Below are 21,925 nucleotides of genomic sequence, written 5' to 3' on the forward strand. Positions count from 1 at the left end.
GATGGTGTTGTTAATAGATAATTATGATTCTTTTACTTACAATTTGTTTCAATATGTGGCTGAGTTTTGCGAAGTAAAAGTTTATAGAAATGATAAGATAACTGTTGAGGATATTTATAAACTAAAACCTCAAGCAATAATCATATCACCAGGCCCTTCTATACCTGAAAATGCTGGAATAAGTATTCCTGTAGTAAAAGAGTTTAAGGATAAATTACCTATACTTGGCATATGTCTTGGCCACCAGGCTATAGCTTCTGCTTTTGGTACTAAGATTATAAGGGCTCCAATTCCTGTTCATGGTAAAGTGTCCTATATCTATTATTCTCAGAATCCTATCTTTGAAGGTGTAGAGAATCCCTTTGAGGCTACAAGATATCATTCCCTTGTGGTAGATGTAGAATCCTTAAATCCTTCTCTAAAGGTTATAGCTTGGACTCAGGATAAACTTATCATGGGGATTCAATATGAAGATAAGCCAGTATATGGATTGCAGTTTCATCCTGAGTCCATATTTACAACTTCTGGAAAGAGAATAATAAAAAACTTTTTAAAATTAGGGGGTGTCATCAGTGGTTAAGGAGTATCTTAAAAAGATATCTGAAGGTAAACACTTAACCTTCGATGAGGCAAAGGAGATAGTGCTTAGTATTGATAGAGAAGAGATAACTGAAGCACAACTTGGAGCTGTTCTTTTAGGATTGAGGTTAAAAGGAGAAAATCCAGAAGAAATAGCTGGTTTTGTAGATGTTTTACATGAAAAGGCAAAGAAAATACCTAATAGAACTCCAGCTGTGGATGTTTGTGGTACTGGAGGTGACAAGTCTAATACTTTCAATATCTCTACAGCTGTTGCTTTTACCCTTGCAAGCTTAGGGGTGAGGGTAGCAAAGCACGGTAATAGAGCCATGTCAAGCAAGGCAGGTAGTATTGATGTAATTGAGGCCTTAGGATTTAAGTGTAGTGATAATCCAGAAGAGATTGCAAGGGATATAGATGAAAAAGGTATAGGAATAATCTTTGCTCCTTATTTTCATCCTGTGGTGGGTAAAGCTGTGAAGGTAAGAAGAGAACTTGGTATTGGAACCATATTCAATATGGCAGGTCCTATGTTAAATCCTGCAAATTTGTCTGGTCAAATTCTTGGAGTATATTCTGAGAAGGTCATGCGTAATATGGCTGAAGCTTCTTTGATCTTGAAAAAAGACAATATACTCTTCTATCATGGTAAGGATGATGGAATAGATGAGATTTCTCTTTCGGGAAAGACGATTTTTGCTTATCTTAAAAATGGTAAGATAGATTATTTTGACTTTTCTCCAGAAGATATTGGAATAAAGAGATATCAAAAGGAGGAATTTAAGGGTGGAGATGCCCAAGAGAATGCAAAGATATTGGAAGATATTTTTAAAGGTGTGGCCAAGGAGTCTCATATTGATATTGTGGCAGTGAATAGTGCTTTTGCCCTTTGGGTTTTAGGAAAAGTAAAGAGTGTAAAAGAGGGTTTTGATATGGTAAAGGAACATATCATGAAAGGAAAGGTTTATGAATTTGTTGAGACGTTAAGGGGGAGGACGGCATGAATATTCTTGATAAGCTCGTGGAGGAAAAGAGAAAGGTAGTTTTCAATAAGATATATAAAATACCAACCACCTTCCCTGAGAAGGAAAAGGATTATTTCTTTAAGATTTTAAATCAAAATAGGTTTAATATAATAGGAGAGGTGAAACCTGCCTCTCCTATAAAAGGTAAGCTTCTATCTCTTCCCATATCCGAAATGGCCAAGATATATGATGATGCTAAAGAGATATCTGCCATATCTGTCCTTACTGCTGAGTCCTTTTCTGCAAGTATGAATAATCTTTCTTTGGTGAGGAAAATAACAAAAAAACCTATATTACAGAAGGATTTTGTCATAATACCTGAGCAAATCTATGAAGGAAGAATTTTAGGAGCTGATGCAGTTTTGCTTATAGCAAGAGTACTTTCCGAAGGTGATCTCAAAGCCTTGTATAATCTTTGTTTAAAACTCGATGTTGAGCCTATAATAGAAGTTTATGATGAAAAAGATTTAGAAAAAGTGCTTAATTTGAGACCAAGAATTATTATGATAAATAATCGTGATCTCACAACCTTTAAAGTAGACATAAATAATACCTTAAAATTGTTGCCTTACATACCTTCTGATATTTTGGTGATAAGCGCAAGTGGTATAAAAGATAAGGAAGAGGTAAGAATTCTTTATGAAAGTGGAGTGAGAGCTATTCTTGTTGGAGAAAGTATTGTGACTTCTCAGAATCCTAAGAAAAAGATAGAGGAGCTTTTTGAAGTATGTGGGTTAAAATCTGTGGAATAACTGACATAATTAGTGCTTTACATTGTGAAATGGAAAAGGTAGATGCCATAGGTTTAGTTTTTGTTCCGTGGTCACCAAGATTTATATCTCGGGATAAACTAACAAGGATGGCTCCTCATTTGAAAAGACTTAACATAATGAGAATAGGGGTATTTGCTGACAATTCAGAGGAAGAAATCAGAAGTATTTTGGAGATTCTTCCTCTTGATGGGATTCAATTTCATGGCAATGAAGACGTTTCTTTTTTAAAAAAATTCAGCAAGTATTTTTTGATTCGAGCTTTAAATGTAGATGAGAGTGATAATCTTGAAGCTCAAATCAAAAAGTTCTCTAAAATAGCTTATATATTGTTGGATAAGAGTAAGAGTTCTAATATTAGTTTTGATGAGTTTATAGAAAAAGCAGGTAAGTATATAGATAATAAGACAATCATAGCAGGTGGTATAAATGAAAGTAATGTAGAAAAAGTTTTAGAACTTAAACCTTTTGGTTTGGATCTTTCCAGTGGGGTTGAGATAGAAAAAGGAAAAAAAGATCTTGTTAAAATTTCAAATTTTATGAGAAAGGTGAGAGAATATGAGAAAAATAGAGCTGAAAAATCTTCCCGATGAAAGAGGATATTTTGGAGAATTTGGAGGAAGGTTTGTTCCTGAAACTTTAATGGAGCCTTTGCTTCAATTAGAGGAGGCATATAATAAGTACAAGAATGATGAAAGATTTAAGCAGGAATTAGATTACTATCTTAAGACTTATGTGGGTAGACCTACTCCTCTTTACTTTGCAAGGAATCTTTCTGAGAAATTGAAGGCAAAAATATACTTGAAAAGAGAGGATCTTTGTCATACAGGGGCTCATAAGATAAATAATGCTATTGGACAGGCACTACTTGCTAAATATATGGAAAAAAAGAGATTAATAGCAGAAACTGGAGCTGGACAGCATGGGGTTGCTACGGCAACTGTGGCAGCACTTTTTGGATTCAAATGTACTGTGTATATGGGCGAAGAGGATTGCGAAAGACAAAAAATTAACGTTTTAAGAATGAAACTTTTAGGGGCAGAGGTCATTCCTGTAAAAGTAGGATCAAAAACTTTAAAAGAGGCAATAAATGAAGCGTTGAGAGATTGGGTGGCACATCCAGAAGATAGTTATTATCTTTTAGGATCAGTGGTAGGTCCTCATCCTTATCCTGTAATTGTAAGAGATTTTCAAAAGATAATAGGAGAAGAGGTCAAGAAGCAAATATTAGAGTTAGAAAATAGACTTCCTGATTACTTAGTTGCTTCTGTCGGAGGAGGGAGTAATTCTATAGGACTTTTTTATCCTTTTCTGGAGGATGATGTAAAGATCATAGGTGTTGAAGGAGGAGGAAAAGGCTTGGAGTCTGGTTTACATTCTGCTAGTATCAACTTTGGAAGAGTAGGTGTTCTTCATGGGGCTAAGATGTATCTTATCCAAGATGAAAATGGAAATGTTTCTCCTACTCACTCCATATCTGCTGGATTAGATTACCCTGGAGTAGGACCAGAACACAGTTTCCTTGCTAAGATTGGCAGAGTAAAATATGATATTGCTACAGATGATGTGGCGTTAAAAGGTTTTTTGGCCCTCTCGGAGTTGGAAGGAATTATTCCGGCTTTGGAGAGTGCTCATGCCATAGGTTATGTGATTGAACACAGGGATGAATTTCCTGAAAAGGAGCCTATTATAGTAATAAACCTTTCTGGAAGAGGAGATAAAGATTTAGAAATAATATCAAAGTATGTGGGGGAGAAATAATGGCTAACTTATTAGAGAAATTTAAAAATAGAGATAAATCTTTGCTATTTGTTCCCTTTTTCGTTTCAGGTTTTCCTGACTTTGATTTTTTAGAGAAATTTTTATTTAAAAATAAAGATAAGATTGATATACTTGAGCTTGGAGTTCCTTTTTCGGATCCTGTAGCTGATGGACCTATTTTGCAGGAGATAAATTATAGAGCAATGGTAAAAGGTGTAAACTTAAACAATACTCTTGACTGGCTTTTGGATTCGGGAATCACAAAAAAGATCGATGTTATTCTTCTTCTTTATTTTAATCTAATCCAAAACAAGCTTGAGGAAAAATTGAAAAGATTTAAGGAAGTAGGGATTAAAGGATTAGTAATACCTGATTTGCCATTGGAAGAAGCAGAAAAACTTATCCCTTTATTTAACGAACATAACCTTGATCTTATTCTTTTTATATCTCCTACTACTAGGGAAGAAAGAATTAGGAAGATCTTAGATATAGCTCCAAGTTTTTTGTATTGTATATCGGTTAAAGGAGTAACGGGTGAAAGGGACAGACTTCCCGAAGAAGGAGTAGCTTTTATAAGTAGAGTTAAGAAAGAGACTAATAAGCCTCTTGTTTGGGGGTTTGGTTTGGGTAGTAGTTATCAGATAAATTCTCTTAAGGGGTTGGTAGATGGTGTGATTGTAGGTAGTGCAATAGGTAAAAGGCTTTTAAATAATGAGGATATTCAGGATTACTTTGATGAGTTATATAAAGCTACGCTTTGAAATCTAATATTAGGGAGGAATAGGGAGATGAAAGCAGTTTGGTTTGAGGAAAGTATTCCCAGATATCTTATAAGTAAAGCTTTGGGGAGGGTTCATCATTCTTTCTATTATAATGTTTTTTCTTGTATAAGGTATGGGGATTATCCAGAACCAAAACTTCCCAGTGGAAAGTGGGTTAAAATAAAGACTTTGATGGGAGGTATTTGTGGTAGTGATATAGGACTTATCAAATTACATGATAGTCCTTCTACATCTCCTTTTGCATCTTTTCCTTTTGTTATAGGGCATGAGAATTTGGGGATTATTGTGGAAAAAGGAGACGAAGTAGAAGGTTTTGAAGTAGGAGATAGAGTTATAGCAGATCCTACATTATCTTGCAATGCAAGAGAGATATATCCTCCCTGTGAGAAATGCCAGAATTTTGAATTTTCCCAATGTATGAATTTTAATGAGGGTATAGTTTCTCCTGCACTTATGATTGGATCTTGTAGAGATACTGGTGGAAGTTGGGGAGAGTATTATGTTGCTAATGAGTTCCAGCTTTTCAAAGTACCTGATAAAGTCACTAATGAGAATGCTATTCTTGTTGATGCTTTTTGCTCAGCATTACATCCTGTGATGAGAAATTTTCCTAAGGACAACGATACGGTATTAGTGTTAGGGGCTGGGAGTATAGGTATAAATGTGGTTAGTGCCTTAAGAGCATTAGGAAGTAAAGCCAGAATTATTGTACTTGCAAGGTACAAGTTTCAAGGCGAATTTGCAAAACACTATGGGGCAGACGAGATTTTATATACAAAAGGTTTAAGCAAATGGGATTTATATAAGAAGGTTGCAGAGCTTACTTCTGGAAAGGTCTTAAAGCCTCTGCTTGGTAAACCAGTGATGGTGGGAGGAGCAGATGTGGTTTTTGAATGTGTAGGGAATGATGATTCTATAGATGATGCTTTAAGGTTTACAAAGCAGGGGGGTACTACAGTTCTTGTAGGACTTGCAGGTATTACTAAGAAAGTTGATTGGACCTTTGTATGGTTTAAGGAATTGAGAGTAGCAGGTACTAATAGTAGTAGTGGAGAGATCTTTAGAGGAGAAAGAAAAAGAGGTTATGGTATAGCTCTTCAATTAATGGAAGAAGGACTTGATCTCTCTCCGTTGTTGACACATACTTTTAAATTAGAGGATTATAAAAAGGCAATAGAGATGAATTTCTTTAGAGGAAGGTATGGTCTTGTAAAATCGGCTTTTGTATTTTAGGTTATTTGTAAGATGCTTTCTACTTCTTCATAGATTTTATCGGAGAGTAGGGTTCCTTCTTCTAATAGGGATAATGCTTCCTTTTGGGTATTTTTAACAAAATCTTTATCTCTTATACTTACCAAATTAATCTTTACATTAAGCCAAGCTCCTTGGAGAGCAGCTTTGAGACATACTGCTCCTACGCCTATATCACTTACTGCATTAGGATTAGAATTTCCAAGAGATTTTTCTAATAGTCTTAATGCCTTTATGCTTTTTCTCATGATTTCAAGAGGTACAAGGGTTGCCTCTTTTAGGGCATTTTCTAAGGCTTCTTTTCTTCTATTTTTCTCTTCCTCAGTATTTTTTGGCATTTTTAAGGCTTTTGCTACTTTAAAAAAGGCTTCCGCATCTTTTTCTATTAACTCTAAAAGTTCTTTTTGAATTTTATTGTTTTCTTTTATTAACTCTAACATTAACTCTTCTTTGTCTTTAAATTTTTCTTTACCAATGGTGAGGTTTGCTACCATGGAAGATAGAGCAACTCCAATAGCACCTACGAGGGAGGAGGCTGCTCCTCCTCCGGGTGCAGGCTCTTGAGAGGCTAAAAGTTCTACAAATTCTGTTATAGCACGATCAATAAGTTTTATCTTATCAGATGATTCCAACTTTTTTCCCTGCCTTTTCAAAAATCTCTAAAGCTCTGTCTATTTGTTCTTCAGTATGGGTTGCCATATAGCTAGTTCTTAATAGTGATTGGTTGGGAGGAACTCCTGGAGGAAGTACAGGATTACAGTAAACTCCAAGATCAAAAAGTTCCTTCCACATGTAAATGGTCTTCCATCTATCTCTAATATATATTGGAATTATTGGAGTACAACTGTTTCCAATATCAAATCCAAGGGATTTCAAGCCCTCCCTCATCCTGTTTGCTATTTTCCAGAGGTGGTCAATCCTTTCAGGTTCTTCTTGCATAACTTCTAAAGCTGCAAGAGCTGCTGCTGTATTTGCTGGTGACATACTCGCTGAGAAGATAAAAGATCTTGCAGTGTGTTGTATGTAAAATATTACCTCTTCATCTCCTGCAATGAATCCTCCGAGACTTGCAAAAGATTTACTAAAAGTTCCCATAATTATATCTACTTTATCTTCAAGACCAAAGTGGTTTGCTGTGCCTCTTCCATGATCTCCAAGAACTCCTATAGAGTGAGCATCATCAACCATTAACCTTGCTCCGTATTTTTCACATAGTTTTACGATTTCGGGTAATGGAGCTATGTCTCCTGCCATAGAAAAGACCCCATCTACTATAACTAGTTTCCCTGCATTGTCGGGACAAGAAGCAAGTACTTTTTCTAAATCTTCCATATCATTGTGTTTAAATCTTCGCATTTCTCCTTGAGAGAGGCGGCATCCATCGATTATAGAGGCATGATCTTCTTTATCAGTTATAGCAATATCTCCCTTACCAATTAAAGCAGAAATAGTCCCAAGATTTGTCTGATATCCTGTTGAGAAGACAAGGGCAGCCTCTTTATGAAGGAATTCTGCAAGCTTTTCTTCTAATTCTTTATGAAGTTTCAAAGTTCCATTCATAAAGCGGGAACCTGTACAACTCGTACCATATTCTTTAATTGCTTTAATTGCTGCTTCTTTTACTTTTGGATGAGTGGTCAGACCAAGGTAATTATTAGATCCCAACATTATTAGCCTTCTGCCGTTAATAATAACTTCTGTTCCTTCGGTCTCTTCAAGGGGAAGAAAGAAAGGATAAATTCCTTGATCGATGGCTATTCTTGCCTCTTGCAAATATTCCGCTTTTTTTATCTTATCAAATAAATCCATACTCCTTCACCTTCTTTTTTTTACATTTAGTAAGTATCAGTTATTATATCATCATTATATCTATGAATATAGCACTTTTGTAGTAATTTTTTCAATAATTTAAGCTTTGACTTAATCAATCCTTTAATATTTCCTTAAATTGACTTTTGATTTAATTTTTGGTTTAATATACTTAGAATTTATACCAAAAAGGTAGGTGATATGGATGAAAAAGATATTAATCGTAGGAGCTGGTGCTGTTGGTACATCTTTTGCTTATAGTCTCATTCATAAAGGTTTGGTAGAGGAGATTGTACTTTACGATATAGATGAAAAAAAGGCAAAAGGAGAAGCCTTAGATTTAGCTCATGGAATATATTTTACAAAACCTGTTGAGGTAAGAGCTGGAGGATTAGAAGAGGCGAAAGATTCCGATATAGTGGTAATTACTGCTGGAGCAAAACAAAGGCCTGGGGAGACAAGACTACAGCTATTAGATAGGAATATTAGTATTTATAAAGATCTTGTCCCAGAAATAGTTAAAAATGGCTTTAAAGGAATATTTTTGATAGTAACTAATCCTGTAGACGTTTTGACATATTTTGCTTATACCTTTTCCGGCTTTCCAAGAAATAGGGTGATAGGTTCAGGTACTGTTCTTGATAGTTCAAGATTTGCATATCTTCTTTCAAAACATTGTGATGTAGATCCAAGATCTGTAAATGCTTATGTGATAGGAGAGCACGGAGATACTGCAGTATTAGCTTGGAGTTTAACGCATATTGGAGGAATTTCTATTTCAGAGTTTTGTCCTGTCTGTGGTAGAAGATGCTTTGACGAAGATGTCAAGAAAGCAATAATTAAAGAAGTTAGAGATTCAGCGTATAAAATAATTGAATATAAGGGTGCTACCTATTATGCTATAGGTCTTGCTTTAGTAAATATAGTGGAAGCTATAGTCAGAGATGAAAATAGAATTCTTCCTGTTTCTACAGTTCATCCTCAAATTTTTGAATTTAAAGATGTACCTTTGAGCCTGCCTTCTATAGTAGGAAGAAATGGAGTTAAAAAAGTTTTGCGGGTAAAATTGACAGAAGAGGAAGAGAAGGAACTTTATAACTCGGCGAAGTTTATAAAAGAGGCCATAGATTCTTTTAGTTCTCTCTCCTTATCCTCACGTTAAACCTCGCCTCCTCCTTTTAACCCTAAGCCCCGGGTCCCCCCTCCCGGGGCTTAAACTATTATAACTTTTAAAGTGTTTATTATTTTTGATATACTTTAATAAATTTTTTATTTTGGGGGAGATGATGTTATGGATAAAGAAGAAAGAAGTTATCAACAGCAACCCCAATATGAAGTAGTAGAAGATGCGATTTTGTCTTTAAAAGATATAGGCGATAGAGCTGTAGAGATAAGAGGTGTTCCTACAGGTATAGAAGGACTTGATAACCTCTTTTTTACTACTAAAATTGAGAAAGGAAAAACAAAAGTTGTACCTTTAGGGGGTATTCCTCAGTATAGTGTATTTAACTTAACAGGAATCTCTGATACAGGTAAAAGTCTTATGGGAGAACAATTTGCTATAAAGCAAGCCTCCCTGGGGAATGCAGTGGCATTTATAACAGTAGAGTCTCCAGCTCATTTTGTGGCTACATCAATGAAATCCAGGGCTGCTGCGATGGGGGTTGAAGAAAATGTAATTGATGAGAATATTGTGTTTATTGATGCTGCATCTTATTCTAAACTAAGGGAAGATGTACCAACTCTTCTTGCAACTCTTGCCCATGCCATAAAGAAATATAAGATAAAATATACGGTTATAGATTCAATAACGGGGCTTTATGAGGCTAAAGAAATGATGGCAAGAGTTATTGTTCGTCAACTTTTTAACTTTATGAAGAAATGGTATCAAACGGCCATATTCATATCTCAAAAGAGATCTAGTCAAGAGGAATTTTCAGCAGAAGCTGCAGGAGGTTTTGCCATATCACATATAGTGGATGGAACTATGGTTCTTTCAAAGGTCTTGATTAGCAGTCAATATATGGAGAGAATGTATAAGAGACCAATGGGAGAGCTGGTTAGGCTTTTTAGGATAGATGGTTGTAGGATGTGTGGACATAGCACTGATACTTATCTACTGGAGATTGATAAAAATGGTTTGGTGAGAATTGGACAGTCTTTGAAAGAACTCTCTAAGGGGGTGAAGGTAGATGCCAATACTTAGTGGCGACGAACTTCCTGTAAAAGAGGATGAACTCGATAACCTTGCCATGAAGACTTTTTTAAAGACATTGGATATACTGGGAGGTCCAAGAAAATTAATTCTTTACAGAAATCTTACATGGGTTCCGAGTCTTATTGAGGCTTGTTATGCGGTGATATTAAGAGATAGATATATGAAAACCGAAGCAGAGATAGCAGAGTTTCTTGGATTAACCAAGCAAACAGTGAGAAATATTCTTAAGGCTGATCCTGATGTGGTTCTTGATATTCTTGAAGATGAACTTAAGAAAAAGGAGATTAAAACTCATGTGGCAGGAGGGCTTGCAAAGTTAGCCTATAGAAAAGTAAAGGAGGAGTTTGGTATAGAGTAAAAGTATATGGTTAAAGTTGGAGAAGAATATCAGGTAAGGATTGAGAAGATAAATTCTCAAGGGCAGGGTATTGCTTATATAAATAGTTTTGTGGTTTTTGTGGATTATGCTCTTCCGGGAGAGGTTGTTAAAATTAAGATTCATACAGCTAAAAAGGACTATGCTGTAGGAAGAATAGTAGAATTTATAGAAAAAGATCCTCGAAGATGTGATCCTGTTTGTGAGGTTTTTTACGAATGCGGTGGTTGTCATCTAATGCATGTTAACTACGAATATCAATTAGAACTAAAGAAAATGATGGTAGAAGATGCTTTTAAAAGAATTGGAAAAATTGAAAAAGAAGTGAATCCAGTTATAGGAATGGAAAATCCTTATAGGTATAGAAACAAAGCTAAGATTCCTGTAGGAAAAAGAAGAGGAAAAATAGTTTTAGGATTTTACAAACCTAACACCCATTACATAGTGGACATAAATAAGTGTATAGTACACCATGAAGATACGGATAAGGTTATAGAAACTACAAAAGAAGCTATTAAGAAGTTTCATATAGAAGTTTACAATGAGCTCCAACATACGGGACTTTTGAGATTTGTAGTAGTGAGAAGATCTTTTGCTTTTGATGATCTTATGGTGATTCTTGTTTCGAAGGGTATGATTGATAATGCTAAAAAAGTTGCGAGATTTTATAAGTATAAGCTTAAGAATTTGAAATCTTTTTATGTAAATATAAATCCTAAAAGAACCAATGAAATTTTTGGGGAAGAGAGTAGGCTTATATTAGGGGATGAGACGATAAGAGATAAAATTGGAGATTTTGTATTTGAGATATCTCCTGTTTCTTTTTTTCAAATAAATTCTATCCAGACTGAAAAACTTTATAATAAAGCGTTAGAATATCTTTCTCCTAATAGTAGATTAGTTTTTGACGCATATTGTGGAATTGGTACTATCTCTCTTTTTCTGTCAAAGAAAGCAGAAAAAGTATATGGGATAGAAGTTGAGAGAACTGCCATTGAAGATGCTTGGAAGAATGCAAGATTAAATAAAGTTAAAAATGTGGAATTTATTTGGGGAAGATCAGAAGAAGTGATACCAAGATTAATTGAGGATGGTAAGATTCCCGATGCTGTGGTACTTGATCCTCCAAGAAAAGGATGTGATCAAAATCTTCTTGAGAGTATAATTCGGGCTAAGATTCGCCAAATTATATATATTTCCTGTTATCCGTCGACTTTAGCAAGGGATATAAATATTCTTTTGAATGCTGGTTATAATTTAGTAGATGTTCAACCGGTGGATATGTTTCCTCAAACTTTCCATGTGGAGACCATTGCACTACTTGAAAAAGATTAAAAAATAGTTAGGAAAAGTGATAAAATAGAAAATAAAAGTATCTTTATAGGAGGATTTATATGGATATAGATAGGTATGTAGATTTCAAAGAAAAAGTTGTAAAAAACGTTTCAAAGGCAATAGTAGGAAAAGAAAAGATAATTGAGTTGATAGCGATTTCTTTTATATGTGGAGGGCATGTTTTATTAGAAGATGTACCTGGGCTTGGAAAAACTTTGATGGTAAAGGCTTTTGCTAAGACTGTTGGAGGATCTTTCAAAAGGATTCAGTTTACACCAGATCTTCTTCCCTCTGATCTTACAGGGATTAATTTTTATAATCAAAAGAAAGCAGAATTTGAGTTTAGACCCGGTCCTTTGTTTGCTAATATCATTCTCGCCGATGAAATAAATAGGGCAACTCCAAGAACTCAAAGTAGTTTATTGGAGGCTATGGAAGAAAAACAAGTTACCGTAGACGGGGTTACCTGGAAATTGCCCGATCCTTTCATGGTGCTTGCAACTCAGAACCCTGTAGAGACCTACGGAACCTTTCCTCTTCCTGAAGCAGAACTTGATAGATTTTTTATGAGAATAAAGGTAGGCTATCCTACAAGGGAAGAAGAGATAGAGATTATAAATAGAAATAAGAAGAGAGATATATTAGAAGATGTGGAAAGTGTGATAAGTCTTGATGAGGTATATTATTTAAGAGATAACTTTAGTGAGGTTAGAATCTCAAGAGAAGTTATGGATTACCTTCTTGACATAGTTGAATACACAAGAAATTCAGATTCCATTCTCCTTGGAGTAAGCCCAAGAGGAAGCATTGCCCTTTTTAAGGCAAGTCAAGTTTATGCCCTTTTCAATGGTAGGGACTATGTAATTCCAGAGGATATAAAATATTTGGCTCCTTTTGTGTTGAATCATAGAATAATCTCTATAGGAGCTTCCAGAACAAAGGATATCTATGAAAATATTAATATTATTCTCGAGAATATAAAAGTTCCTTTAGAGGAAGTATAGATGGTATATCTTTTACTTTTTTTAATATTACTTGGTATTTTGTTAAATGAACTATCTAAAAAATATACCTTAGATAGAGTATATTTTAACAGAAGTTTTTCAAAAAGAGTTGCAGAGATAGGAGAGGATATATACATAGAAATAACGGTTGAAAATAGAAAGATAATTCCTGTTACTTTTCTTCAGGTTATTCAGGAATTACCTTCGATTATTGAGTATAAATTTCAGGTAAATAAGATAAGGACAAAGGATTTTTTATATCATACTATGACTTTTTTCCTTCTTCCCTATCAAAGGATAAGGAGAAAATATCTTGCAACTTGTACAAAAAGAGGAAGGTATGTGTTTGGAAATGTAGAAATCTGTGGTGGAGATTTCTTAGGATTAAATCTTAAGACTAAATCTATATCTCTTGTTCAGGATTTAGTGGTTCTTCCTAAAAGAAAAGATCTTGAAAAGGATTTAATTCCTTATGGAAATTTTAATGGGGATGTTTCTGTAAAAAGGTGGATCATAGAGGATCCTACTATGATTATTGGGGTTAAGGAATATACTGGTAGGGAACCAGCTAAAACTATTCATTGGCCACTTTCTTTAAAACACCATAAGATACTTGTTAAAAATTTTGATTTTACCTATGAAAACAATGCAATGATATTTTTAAATGTAGAGTGTTCCAAACCTTATTGGATTAAAATGGATGAAAATAGTATTGAAGAATGCATATCTGTGGCAAGAAGTATAGGGGAGATATTTCATGATAGAAAAGTTCCTTTTGGATTTACAACTAACTCGTTGATTTATGGTTTCTCAAGAGATGAGAATACTGTTTATCCTGGAATGGGGGATACCCATCTTCAGCTTTTTTTAGAATATTTAGGAAGGCTTTCTTATAATGTTAATGTTCCTTTTGAAGAGATTATAAAGGCTTTTATGAGGAATAATAATTTTATGATTTCTACTTATGTAATAATTACGCCATATCTATTAAGAGAGTATATTCCTTATATTTCTGCCCTTGATACTGATTTAACCAAAGTAATAGTTATATCATACTATGACGAAAATCTTGGTCTTCTTTCTCCAAGGGTGTTAAAGTACTCTTTAAGAAGGGAAAAAGATGTGGCTTTTATATCTTGATTTAATAACCAGGATATCTTTTATATTTTCTTTGATTATGTCTGCAGTTATCATAATGTATAATCCCTTTATTCCTTTCTATTTCTATCCTTTGTTTATTTTTCTATCTTTTTTAAGTTATATATTGAAGAATATTTTTAAGGAGAATTTGAAGTTTTTATCCATAATACCTTATTTGGCTGTTCTAATAATACCTGTAGGTATATATGAGAAAATATTGATTTTAATCATTTCTTCTATCTCTCTCTATCTTATATTAACTCAAAAGGCGATAAGTTATGGCCTTGCTGTGGATCATTTTAAAAAGACTAATCCTATAGCTATTCTTATTTTTATTATTTCTTTTTTGATGAGATATCTTTCTACGAGCAGATTTTTAAACTTTGAGGTTACAGTTTTGCCTTCTCTCCTAATATATTTTGTGGTGAGCGTATTTCTTCTTAGGACTTTGAGATATATGGAGCATAAGATAGAAGATAGGAGATTGGTTTCTTTAAACATAAGATATGCTTTTGGAGTAATTTTATTATCGGCTCTTTTAAGCGTACCTGCCATAAGAGACAAGATATTCTTTATCACTAGTAATATCTTCTCAATACTTTATTTTATTTTTACTACAGCTTTAGCCGTTATTTTTATAGTGATAGGCTACGTTCTTTCTTGGATATTTTATCTTATTTTGAATTTTATGAGTAAAGGAGGTTTTATTGGAAGGTTGAATACACGTGATTTTACGATGGATCCTAATCTGAGTAGATTGCTTAGATTGCTCTGGGATAGGAGGGAAATTCGTTCCGAAATAATAGATACTTTACTTGTTATATCTTTTTATATCTTGATTGCTGGAATAATCATACTAATTATTTTGTGGGTAATAAAGAGAGTTTTTTCATCTCAAACAAAAGGTGAAAACTATATAGAGGAAAGAGAATTTTTGTTCTCTCAAGTGAATCCTTTAAATGCGTTAAGGAGGCTTTTGGAGAGAAGAAATTTAGGATTAGTAAGAGAGTACTATAGAAAATATCTTTTGGAAAGTAAGGGTTTTGGTGTAGATTTGAGACCTTCAGATACTACTCAGGATGTGTATAAAAAGACTTTTAATCTCTTTGATTCTGAAATATTGAAGAGGATAAGAGAAATTTATGTTCATGTTAGATATAATAGGTTAGAAAGTACAAAGGAGTTAGATAAAGAATTTATCTCCTTGTACAAAAGGTTATTTAAGAACAGGGGGGATCAAAGATGAAAAGGTCTGATTATGAAAAAGCAAGAATGAAGGCTATTCAACTTCTTGAAAAAGCCCATATAGTTATTACTGAAGAGGAGAAGAATAGGATTGAAGTTGCTGATTTTGGACTCGGAAGGCTTGATATATTTGGGCTACAAATTCTAACATATGTAAGTACCGAAAGGGTTTGTGCAAAAGAACTTATTATGTTTCCAAGACAGACCTGTCCAGAGCATAGACATCCCCCTTTTAATGGGGATCCTGGTAAGGAAGAAACCTTTAGATGTAGATGGGGCAAAGTTTATCTTTATGTTCCTGGTGAAGCTGTGGAAAATCCTAAAGCAATTATTCCTGAGGAAAAGAAAAAGTATTTCACTGTTTGGCATGAAATAGAATTAAACCCAGGAGAACAGTATACTCTTTATCCTAATACTCCTCACTGGTTTCAGGCAGGAGACGAAGGTGCTATTGTTTCGGAATTTTCTACAAGAAATTCCGATGAATATGATATTTTTACTGATCCCGAAATCAGAAGGATCCCTATAATTGAGGAAGATTGAAATTGTACGGAAGAACTTGGAAGTTAAATGGGAATAAAAGTAAGGAAATAAGAGATTATTTACTTAGAAAGGGGGGTATTGAGGAATCACCTACAAATCCTTATGAATTATGGAGATTAAAATTAAAGGGAAGTACCTTTGTGTACTATACTTCTGGTAAACTTTATAGTACTCAATCAGAAGAGGCTGAAGAGATATGGAAAGAAATAGATTCGTTAGTGGAAGATAATTTTGATCTATCTAAGGATTATGTTTTAGGTTTTGATGAGGTAGGAAAAGGTGAAGTTTTTGGTCCGATAATAACCTGTGGAGTACTTATAAAGAGAGATTATATTTCTCAAATACCTTCTGAATTGAAGACCCCCGATACTAAGAAGTCTCATGATTTTGAGTATTGGACCAGGATATTGAGTATTATTAATAGATATATTTCTGATGTTTTTTTCTATGCTATTGATCTCATACAACCTCGAGAGATTGACCGTTTTAACATTAATCAACTTTTGGATTTGTCGTATACAAAACTTATTAAAAGATTAATGGAAGGTTTGCCTTCTGGAGTAGAAGCAAGGGTTGTGATTGACGATTATGGAGTAGGGGAAGGGTTGAAAAAGTTTTTGGAGAAGGAAAGGAAAGAGAGTAATTTTGAATATATTTTTGCTATCGATTCTGAAGATAAGTTTTTAGAGGTAAAGCTTGCATCTTTAATTGCAAAGGCTCATAGGGAGAGGATATTAAAATTTTTACAGGAGATATATGAAATTCCAGGAAATTTGATAAAAGGAAATATGTCTAACAAAGAGTTGGAATTGTTTTTGGTAAATTATTCTTACATTGATTCTTGGTTTATTAGAAAATCTTTTGGCAATAAGGTTAAAAAAGAAAAACCTTCTTTTTATAACTTAATATCCGAAGAGGGGAAATTTAGATGTTTCTTTTGTGGTAAAGAAGGTAATGAGGTATTTTTAAGAAATTATAAATTCATATGCCCCTTTTGTGATAAGGAAATGAAGGATCTTGATTTAGCTATGAAATATCATAGTGGTGTTATAAAAGTAGATAAAGAAAATTTTGAGCCAATTTTTGAAGTTGTAAAAAATTCTCACTTACTTGATGGATTTGGTTTTATTGTTGATCATGCTTTAAAAGAATACTTTATTTATTATGAAAGTATAGGCAGAATATTAACTCTTAATAAAACTCCTTCTAAATTTATAACCTCAAAGATTAAGGGAGATAGAGTAGTTTTTTCCCTTTTCAGGAATGTCGATAATATTTAGTTTATAAGGAACGTTTGATGGATGGATTTCAAAAACTAAGTAGCCTTCTTTTAACTCTCCAGGTTTTAAGTAATTCCTTAAAAAAGTATTGTAATCTTTAAAAGTGTAGTATATGCTCCCAAAAGCGCTTACAGGATGGCTTTTTCCATCGTCATCAATCAGGTTGAAATTATTAGCGGTAATTAATATCTCCTTTTGGGTTTTATTCCATAAAAACAGATTAATTACATAGAATACACCTTCGGGGAGATATTTAAAATCTGAATATAGTGGAAGTTCTTCTACTTTTTGTATTTTTTGTATGTATACTACTAAGCCGTCAAGATTTTCTCCTTTGACTTCTTTGCCTTGAATTAAAAGAGGAACAGTCTCCCCAAAAGATAAACTAAGAAGAATTAAGCATACCAAAATTATGAATATACTCCACTTTTTCATTTATTATCCCCCTCAGTTTTTTGTTTAATTATAGCATATTTACAGGAGTAAGGTAGGATTAACTCCTACCTTACTCCTTAACAGCGCCTCGGGTTAGGCCTGAAACTATGAGATTTTGGAGGGATAAGAATAGTATAACAATGGGTAAGGCTCCAACGATGGATGCTGCAGCAAAATCTCCCCATCTCACATCATATAGTCCTGAGATAAAATTTCTTAAGCCAACAGCAAAGGTGTATTTAGAGGGATCTTTTAATATAATACTTGCTAACAAAAAGTCCGAGTATGTTCCAATAAAGGAATTAATTGCGACTACTGCTAAGATGGGAGTGGCAAGAGGAAGGATTATCTTGTAATAGGCTTGAAATCTTGTAGCACCATCAATTAAAGCTGATTCTTCTAAAGAGTCAGGAATACTGTCAAAAAATCCCTTCATAAGCCATATATTGTAGGGGATTCCTCCCCCAAGATAGACCATTATTAATCCTGATAGGGTATTTAAGCCTAAAAAGGGAATATATTTACCAATATGGAAGAGTAGCAAATATACTGCTACCATACCCATTACTGCTGGGAACATTTGTAAAATAAGTAAGGTTAGGAGAGAATACTTTTTACCCCAAAAATTAAATCTTGAAAAAGCGTAGGCTGCAAGGGATACAAAGAATACTGTGAGAATAGCAGTGGTCAATGATACTATTAGGGAGTTCTTAATCCAGTTAAAAAAACCAATTTCTTTTAAATTAGAATAATGTTCAAATGTTAATACTTCGGGAATTAATCTTTGTCCTACAAGCCCGCCTCCAGCTCTTAATGAGGCTGATATAGTCCATACTACTGGGAAAAAGGTGAATATTAGAATAAACCATATTATTAGATGTTTTGGAACTTGATCTAAAAATTTATTTCTCCTCATTCGTATCTCACCTCTCGTTTAAACATTCCAGATATCCAAAAGTTGAAAAGACTTAGGGAGGCTACAATTATAAATACAATTATAGAGATGGTAGCTGCGAGGCCATAATCTTGACCCCTTCCGCCTTCAAAAGCAAGTTTGTAAGTATATGAAATGAGAATATCGGTGGTTCCTGCCACTGAGGATACATCAGCCATAGGAGGTTTTCCTCCAGTAAGGAGATATATTACGTTGAAATTATTAAAGTTAAAGGCAAAAGTGCCAACAATAAGAGGGCCTATAGCAGTGAGTAAGAGAGGAAGAGTTATATTTTTAAGCTGTTGAAAATAACTTGCACCATCCACCTTTGCTGCTTCGTAGAGCTCTTCTGGAATGCTTTGGAGAGAACCAAGACATACAGTCATGGCATAGGGATATCCCAACCATAGATTAACAATAAATAAAGCAAGTCTTGCCCATTTCGTTTCTAAAAACCATGGTATCTTTACTCCAAAAAGAGAAGAGAGTATTCTGTTTACTACTCCCACCTCTGTGTTTAGAAGGCCAACCCAAATAAGTAAGGATATAAAAGAGGGAATGGCCCATGGTATAATGAGTAGGGTGCGGTATATTCCTTTGAATTTTAAATTTTTATCGTTCATGAGTAGAGCTAAGAATAGTCCAAAGGCGAAATTTATAAAAGTAGTTAAAGTTGCCCATAGGACGTTCCAGGTGAAGACTCTAACAAAGGGTTTTGAAACCCGTTCGTCTTTAAAGAGTCTTAAGAAATTTTCTAAACCTACATAGGTTACAAAACCAGGTAAAATTTCTTGCCCATTTGGTCTTACAAAGAATCCATTTTGGGGGACCAACTTTTCTCCTGTAAGATTGTCTATTAGAACATCTTCTTCTGGAATGTATTTATACCTCTGCTTATAAGTGGAAAAATTATTTAAATCTGACATCTGTAAAAAAATGCCATTCCCAATTTCAATTTTTAAGTTTTGCAATTTAGATATCTCAGAATATTTTTGGGTTTGAGGAAGCAGTTTATAACCAGCATATTCTGAGGGGAAATCTCCTTCAGCTATTTTTATTAATTTTTTATCCTCTACCTTATAAATATTATTGTTCTCGTCCTTAAAAAGAAGTAATATATCGCCAATTTTACTTTTATAAATTTCATACTTAAAATTTTGAGTATTTTCTGGCAAAAAAGTTTCTTTTTCTAATTGTTCTATTACTTGTGTCTTGGTTAGGATGTGTCCTGTTCCGTAATTTGTAAAGGCAATTTGAATTGTGTAGATGATAGGATAAATCATGAACATAAACATGAGTAGAAAAGCTGGTACAATGTATTTCCAAGGATAGGTTTTAGGATTAACTATTAAAAGAGCAAATAAAAAAGTTGCAAGAAAGAAGATTAAACCCCATATGAAACCTGCGATCATGCTTAAAATGTAGCTAAAAAATATTCCAATCACTACTACAATTCCAGCGTATATTATAGGAAGAAAAGATATGAAAAAACTCATAAATTCCCTCCTTTTTTTTAGAGAGGAGAGGAAAAATGGATCCTCTCCTCTCTGAGATCTTTAAGATCTTTTTATTTTCTGGCTTTTAAGATGGCATCTTTTATTTGGGCCACAGCTTCTTTAAGGGCTACGTCAGGAGCCTTTTTACCAGAGGTTATTAGAGTCAAAGCATCTCCCATATAGCTCCATACAGGTCCCATTTCGGGAATATTAGGCATAGGTATTCCATCAGCTGCACTTGCTCCAAAGGCTTTAATATCAGGATTTGAAGAAACCACTCTATAGGCATCTTTCCTGGCAAGAATTCTTGGGTCAGTTTCAAATAATTTGAGCTCTAGTTCTTTTGTTGCAAGGACTTCTAAAGCAAAGGTTTTTAGAATGGCAATATTAGGAGATCTTGAGTTTATCATAAATCCTTGTACTCCCACAAAAGGTCTCATGGGTTTTCCATCTATCTTAGGAAGTTTTGCCACACCATAATTTATTTTTGCTTTCTTTATATTGTCAATTTCCCATGGACCATTTATCATCATACCTAATTTACCTTCTGAGAAGAGGCTTGTGGTTGTTTGATAATCTACTCCTTGCTTTAAGATTCCTTCTTTAAATAAGTTGACAAGTTTTTCTACTCCTTTTATAGCTCCTTCGTTTGCAAGTCCAATGTCTAAAGGATCGAGACCATTGGGTGTTTCTTTAAATACATACCCACCTAATGCGGAGAAGAATGGGAAACTGAAGTAAAAGTTGTTGTAATCATAAAGGAAGCCGTAAATTCCTCCCTTTGTTAAATTTTTTGCTATCCTTACTAACGATTCATAGGTGGTAGGAGGATTAGGAACCAAATTCTTGTTATATATTAATGCTACAGCCTCCATGGAATAAGGAATTCCGTAAAGTTTTCCTCCATAGGACATAGCTTGTAGAGTAACAGGTGTGAATTGATCTAAGACATTCTTAGGAAGAAAATCAATAGGAAGTAATAAGCCATTGATTACCAATTCTCCAATCCAATCATGAGCTCCTACAATGATATCTGGTCCTTCTCCTGTAGGTGCTGAAGTGATAAATTTAGGTTTTATATCACTAAAGCTTACTTCGTTAACTTCTACTGGTATTCCATACTTATTGCTGAAGTTCTTTACAAACTCTCTTAGTGCTTTTACTTGTGCTTCCGAGGTCCATATAGTAATTTTACCGGGAACAGCTGCTTGAGATAGTGAGAAGACTATAATCAATAAAAGTGAGAGAATTAAAATCTTCTTCATATAATTTTACCCCCTTTTTGTTTTTAGTCTAAGAAAGAATTGAAGAAAAATCTTTAATCTTCCAAATCACCTCCTTTATCTAACTCGTGTTAGTTAATTATAGCATAGATTAAAATTTTTTTAAAGAGGGTAAGTTTGATTTTTGTGATATAATTTTTTCTGTCTAAAAGGCTTAAGGAAAGGAGATGTAACTGATTATGAAGCTAAAAATAAATCTTTTCGACGTTATAGTATTCATTATTATCCTTCTTGGAATTCTTGGATTTTTCCTTGTGAAAGAAGGGAAAACTCCTCTTGCAAAGGTCCAAGGGATTGAAAAGGATGTAGAAATCGATATGATAGTAAGAAATCTACCTCTTAACGATAAAGAGGTGATAAAACCCGGAGATAAGGCTTTTATAAGGATTAAAAATCAGCCCTTTGCTTGGGTAACGGTTAAAGATGTTAAAATCTATGATAAAAAGATGCTTGTTCCTAATTTTAATGGCACTTATACTTTTATAGATGATGTTAATAATCCATTTAATGTAGATATGCTTATAACTTTTACCTCGAGAGGTTATGTTACCGAGGATAGCGTGGTTCTTGGGGTTAAAGTTAAAGTGGGTATGCCAATAAGTGTTGAAAGTTATAAACTTGATGTTAATGGAGTTGTTTCTGCGCTAAGGTATTAATTT

General features: G+C 34.0%; 23 protein-coding genes. 17 read left to right on the forward strand and 6 right to left on the reverse strand.

Annotated elements, in window-relative coordinates; translation table 11 throughout:
• Position 1: 1 nt before the first annotated feature.
• From DICTH_RS02505 to DICTH_RS02535, 7 genes are read left to right on the forward strand one after another with little or no spacing between them, the layout of a single operon-like run.
• Positions 2-580: an anthranilate synthase component II gene (locus DICTH_RS02505; RefSeq protein ID WP_012548222.1), complete on the forward strand. Its 579-nt coding sequence runs from the start codon at positions 2-4 to the stop codon at positions 578-580.
• Complete coding sequence (trpD, locus tag DICTH_RS02510) at positions 573-1,583, forward strand: anthranilate phosphoribosyltransferase (protein WP_012547157.1); 1,011 nt, start codon at positions 573-575, stop codon at positions 1,581-1,583. The genes DICTH_RS02505 and trpD overlap by 8 nt, the downstream gene beginning before the upstream one ends.
• Complete coding sequence (locus DICTH_RS02515; RefSeq protein WP_012548627.1) at positions 1,580-2,356, forward strand: indole-3-glycerol phosphate synthase TrpC; 777 nt, start codon at positions 1,580-1,582, stop codon at positions 2,354-2,356. The genes trpD and DICTH_RS02515 overlap by 4 nt, the downstream gene beginning before the upstream one ends.
• Entirely contained in the window at positions 2,332-2,967 is a 636-nt protein-coding gene (locus DICTH_RS02520) for a phosphoribosylanthranilate isomerase (RefSeq protein ID WP_012547508.1), read from the forward strand. Before DICTH_RS02515 ends, DICTH_RS02520 begins: the two co-directional genes overlap by 25 nt.
• On the forward strand, positions 2,933-4,135 hold the full coding sequence (gene trpB, locus DICTH_RS02525) for a tryptophan synthase subunit beta (RefSeq protein ID WP_012546912.1): 1,203 nt from the start codon (positions 2,933-2,935) through the stop codon (positions 4,133-4,135). Before DICTH_RS02520 ends, trpB begins: the two co-directional genes overlap by 35 nt.
• Positions 4,135-4,896, forward strand: a complete 762-nt coding sequence (trpA, locus tag DICTH_RS02530; RefSeq protein ID WP_012547819.1) for a tryptophan synthase subunit alpha — start codon at positions 4,135-4,137, stop codon at positions 4,894-4,896. Before trpB ends, trpA begins: the two co-directional genes overlap by 1 nt.
• A gap of 27 nt (positions 4,897-4,923) precedes the next feature.
• Positions 4,924-6,150 (forward strand): zinc-dependent alcohol dehydrogenase, encoded by a 1,227-nt coding sequence (locus DICTH_RS02535; RefSeq protein WP_012548353.1) that lies wholly within the window; start codon positions 4,924-4,926, stop codon positions 6,148-6,150.
• On the opposite strand, the gene DICTH_RS02540 is transcribed toward DICTH_RS02535, so the two are convergent.
• Positions 6,147-6,800 (reverse strand): cyclodeaminase/cyclohydrolase family protein, encoded by a 654-nt coding sequence (locus tag DICTH_RS02540; protein ID WP_012547421.1) that lies wholly within the window; start codon positions 6,798-6,800, stop codon positions 6,147-6,149. The two genes, DICTH_RS02535 and DICTH_RS02540, sit on opposite strands and share 4 nt — an antisense overlap.
• Positions 6,787-7,977: an aminotransferase class I/II-fold pyridoxal phosphate-dependent enzyme gene (locus tag DICTH_RS02545; protein WP_012548720.1), complete on the reverse strand. Its 1,191-nt coding sequence runs from the start codon at positions 7,975-7,977 to the stop codon at positions 6,787-6,789. Before DICTH_RS02545 ends, DICTH_RS02540 begins: the two co-directional genes overlap by 14 nt.
• A gap of 205 nt (positions 7,978-8,182) precedes the next feature.
• Here DICTH_RS02545 and DICTH_RS02550 point away from each other — a divergent pair, with 205 nt between their 5' ends.
• The 9 genes from DICTH_RS02550 (at position 8,183) to DICTH_RS02590 (ending at position 17,118) form a co-directional block, all read left to right on the forward strand.
• Entirely contained in the window at positions 8,183-9,139 is a 957-nt protein-coding gene (locus DICTH_RS02550; protein WP_012546891.1) for an L-lactate dehydrogenase, read from the forward strand.
• Between the two features lie 129 nt (positions 9,140-9,268).
• Positions 9,269-10,183 carry a KaiC domain-containing protein gene (locus DICTH_RS02555; protein WP_012547361.1) on the forward strand — a complete coding sequence of 305 codons (915 nt, stop codon included), beginning with the start codon at positions 9,269-9,271 and terminating at the stop codon, positions 10,181-10,183.
• Positions 10,170-10,553, forward strand: coding sequence for a hypothetical protein (locus DICTH_RS02560; RefSeq protein ID WP_012548492.1), 384 nt, complete (start codon positions 10,170-10,172; stop codon positions 10,551-10,553). Before DICTH_RS02555 ends, DICTH_RS02560 begins: the two co-directional genes overlap by 14 nt.
• 6 nt (positions 10,554-10,559) lie before the next feature.
• Positions 10,560-11,906 (forward strand): 23S rRNA (uracil(1939)-C(5))-methyltransferase RlmD, encoded by a 1,347-nt coding sequence (rlmD, locus tag DICTH_RS02565; protein ID WP_012548163.1) that lies wholly within the window; start codon positions 10,560-10,562, stop codon positions 11,904-11,906.
• Positions 11,907-11,965: 59 nt separating this feature from the next.
• Positions 11,966-12,910, forward strand: a complete 945-nt coding sequence (locus DICTH_RS02570; RefSeq protein ID WP_012547259.1) for an AAA family ATPase — start codon at positions 11,966-11,968, stop codon at positions 12,908-12,910.
• Positions 12,911-14,050: a DUF58 domain-containing protein gene (locus DICTH_RS02575; protein ID WP_012547002.1), complete on the forward strand. Its 1,140-nt coding sequence runs from the start codon at positions 12,911-12,913 to the stop codon at positions 14,048-14,050.
• A complete protein-coding gene (locus DICTH_RS02580; protein WP_012548101.1) occupies positions 14,031-15,296 on the forward strand; it encodes a hypothetical protein in 1,266 nt (421 codons plus the stop codon). Before DICTH_RS02575 ends, DICTH_RS02580 begins: the two co-directional genes overlap by 20 nt.
• The gene (locus DICTH_RS02585; RefSeq protein ID WP_012547751.1) at positions 15,293-15,838 is read left to right on the forward strand and encodes a D-lyxose/D-mannose family sugar isomerase; all 546 of its coding nucleotides are present in this window, start codon (positions 15,293-15,295) and stop codon (positions 15,836-15,838) included. The genes DICTH_RS02580 and DICTH_RS02585 overlap by 4 nt, the downstream gene beginning before the upstream one ends.
• A 2-nt stretch (positions 15,839-15,840) precedes the next feature.
• Entirely contained in the window at positions 15,841-17,118 is a 1,278-nt protein-coding gene (locus DICTH_RS02590) for a ribonuclease HII (protein WP_012547939.1), read from the forward strand.
• On the opposite strand, the gene DICTH_RS02595 is transcribed toward DICTH_RS02590, so the two are convergent.
• The 4 genes from DICTH_RS02595 to malE form a co-directional block, all read right to left on the reverse strand.
• Positions 17,059-17,553, reverse strand: a complete 495-nt coding sequence (locus tag DICTH_RS02595; protein ID WP_041723179.1) for a DUF4352 domain-containing protein — start codon at positions 17,551-17,553, stop codon at positions 17,059-17,061. The genes DICTH_RS02590 and DICTH_RS02595 overlap by 60 nt on opposite strands.
• A gap of 70 nt (positions 17,554-17,623) precedes the next feature.
• A complete protein-coding gene (locus DICTH_RS02600; RefSeq protein WP_012547636.1) occupies positions 17,624-18,469 on the reverse strand; it encodes a sugar ABC transporter permease in 846 nt (281 codons plus the stop codon).
• On the reverse strand, positions 18,466-19,983 hold the full coding sequence (gene malF / locus DICTH_RS02605; RefSeq protein ID WP_012548761.1) for a maltose ABC transporter permease MalF: 1,518 nt from the start codon (positions 19,981-19,983) through the stop codon (positions 18,466-18,468). The genes DICTH_RS02600 and malF overlap by 4 nt, the downstream gene beginning before the upstream one ends.
• 71 nt (positions 19,984-20,054) lie before the next feature.
• Positions 20,055-21,248, reverse strand: a complete 1,194-nt coding sequence (malE, locus tag DICTH_RS02610; protein WP_012547424.1) for a maltose/maltodextrin ABC transporter substrate-binding protein MalE — start codon at positions 21,246-21,248, stop codon at positions 20,055-20,057.
• A gap of 197 nt (positions 21,249-21,445) precedes the next feature.
• On the opposite strand from malE, the gene DICTH_RS02615 reads away from it, so the two are divergent.
• The gene (locus DICTH_RS02615; protein WP_012548528.1) at positions 21,446-21,922 is read left to right on the forward strand and encodes a DUF4330 domain-containing protein; all 477 of its coding nucleotides are present in this window, start codon (positions 21,446-21,448) and stop codon (positions 21,920-21,922) included.
• Positions 21,923-21,925: the final 3 nt, after the last annotated feature.

The organism is Dictyoglomus thermophilum H-6-12, from assembly GCF_000020965.1.
Lineage (GTDB): Bacteria > Dictyoglomota > Dictyoglomia > Dictyoglomales > Dictyoglomaceae > Dictyoglomus > Dictyoglomus thermophilum.

Bases quoted from the DNA above. Each gene is read 5' to 3' on its own strand.
- DICTH_RS02505 (WP_012548222.1), top strand. From the start codon at position 2: ATGGTGTTGTTAATAGATAATTATGATTCTTTTACTTACAATTTGTTT.
- DICTH_RS02515 (WP_012548627.1), top strand. From the start codon at position 1,580: ATGAATATTCTTGATAAGCTCGTGGAGGAAAAGAGAAAGGTAGTTTTC.
- DICTH_RS02520 (WP_012547508.1), top strand. From the start codon at position 2,332: ATGTGGGTTAAAATCTGTGGAATAACTGACATAATTAGTGCTTTACAT.
- trpB (WP_012546912.1), top strand. From the start codon at position 2,933: ATGAGAAAAATAGAGCTGAAAAATCTTCCCGATGAAAGAGGATATTTT.
- trpA (WP_012547819.1), top strand. From the start codon at position 4,135: ATGGCTAACTTATTAGAGAAATTTAAAAATAGAGATAAATCTTTGCTA.
- DICTH_RS02535 (WP_012548353.1), top strand. From the start codon at position 4,924: ATGAAAGCAGTTTGGTTTGAGGAAAGTATTCCCAGATATCTTATAAGT.
- DICTH_RS02545 (WP_012548720.1), bottom strand. From the start codon at position 7,977: ATGGATTTATTTGATAAGATAAAAAAAGCGGAATATTTGCAAGAGGCA.
- DICTH_RS02550 (WP_012546891.1), top strand. From the start codon at position 8,183: ATGAAAAAGATATTAATCGTAGGAGCTGGTGCTGTTGGTACATCTTTT.
- DICTH_RS02555 (WP_012547361.1), top strand. From the start codon at position 9,269: ATGGATAAAGAAGAAAGAAGTTATCAACAGCAACCCCAATATGAAGTA.
- DICTH_RS02560 (WP_012548492.1), top strand. From the start codon at position 10,170: ATGCCAATACTTAGTGGCGACGAACTTCCTGTAAAAGAGGATGAACTC.
- rlmD (WP_012548163.1), top strand. From the start codon at position 10,560: ATGGTTAAAGTTGGAGAAGAATATCAGGTAAGGATTGAGAAGATAAAT.
- DICTH_RS02570 (WP_012547259.1), top strand. From the start codon at position 11,966: ATGGATATAGATAGGTATGTAGATTTCAAAGAAAAAGTTGTAAAAAAC.
- DICTH_RS02575 (WP_012547002.1), top strand. From the start codon at position 12,911: ATGGTATATCTTTTACTTTTTTTAATATTACTTGGTATTTTGTTAAAT.
- DICTH_RS02580 (WP_012548101.1), top strand. From the start codon at position 14,031: ATGTGGCTTTTATATCTTGATTTAATAACCAGGATATCTTTTATATTT.
- DICTH_RS02585 (WP_012547751.1), top strand. From the start codon at position 15,293: ATGAAAAGGTCTGATTATGAAAAAGCAAGAATGAAGGCTATTCAACTT.
- DICTH_RS02595 (WP_041723179.1), bottom strand. From the start codon at position 17,553: ATGAAAAAGTGGAGTATATTCATAATTTTGGTATGCTTAATTCTTCTT.
- DICTH_RS02600 (WP_012547636.1), bottom strand. From the start codon at position 18,469: ATGAGGAGAAATAAATTTTTAGATCAAGTTCCAAAACATCTAATAATA.
- malF (WP_012548761.1), bottom strand. From the start codon at position 19,983: ATGAGTTTTTTCATATCTTTTCTTCCTATAATATACGCTGGAATTGTA.
- malE (WP_012547424.1), bottom strand. From the start codon at position 21,248: ATGAAGAAGATTTTAATTCTCTCACTTTTATTGATTATAGTCTTCTCA.
- DICTH_RS02615 (WP_012548528.1), top strand. From the start codon at position 21,446: ATGAAGCTAAAAATAAATCTTTTCGACGTTATAGTATTCATTATTATC.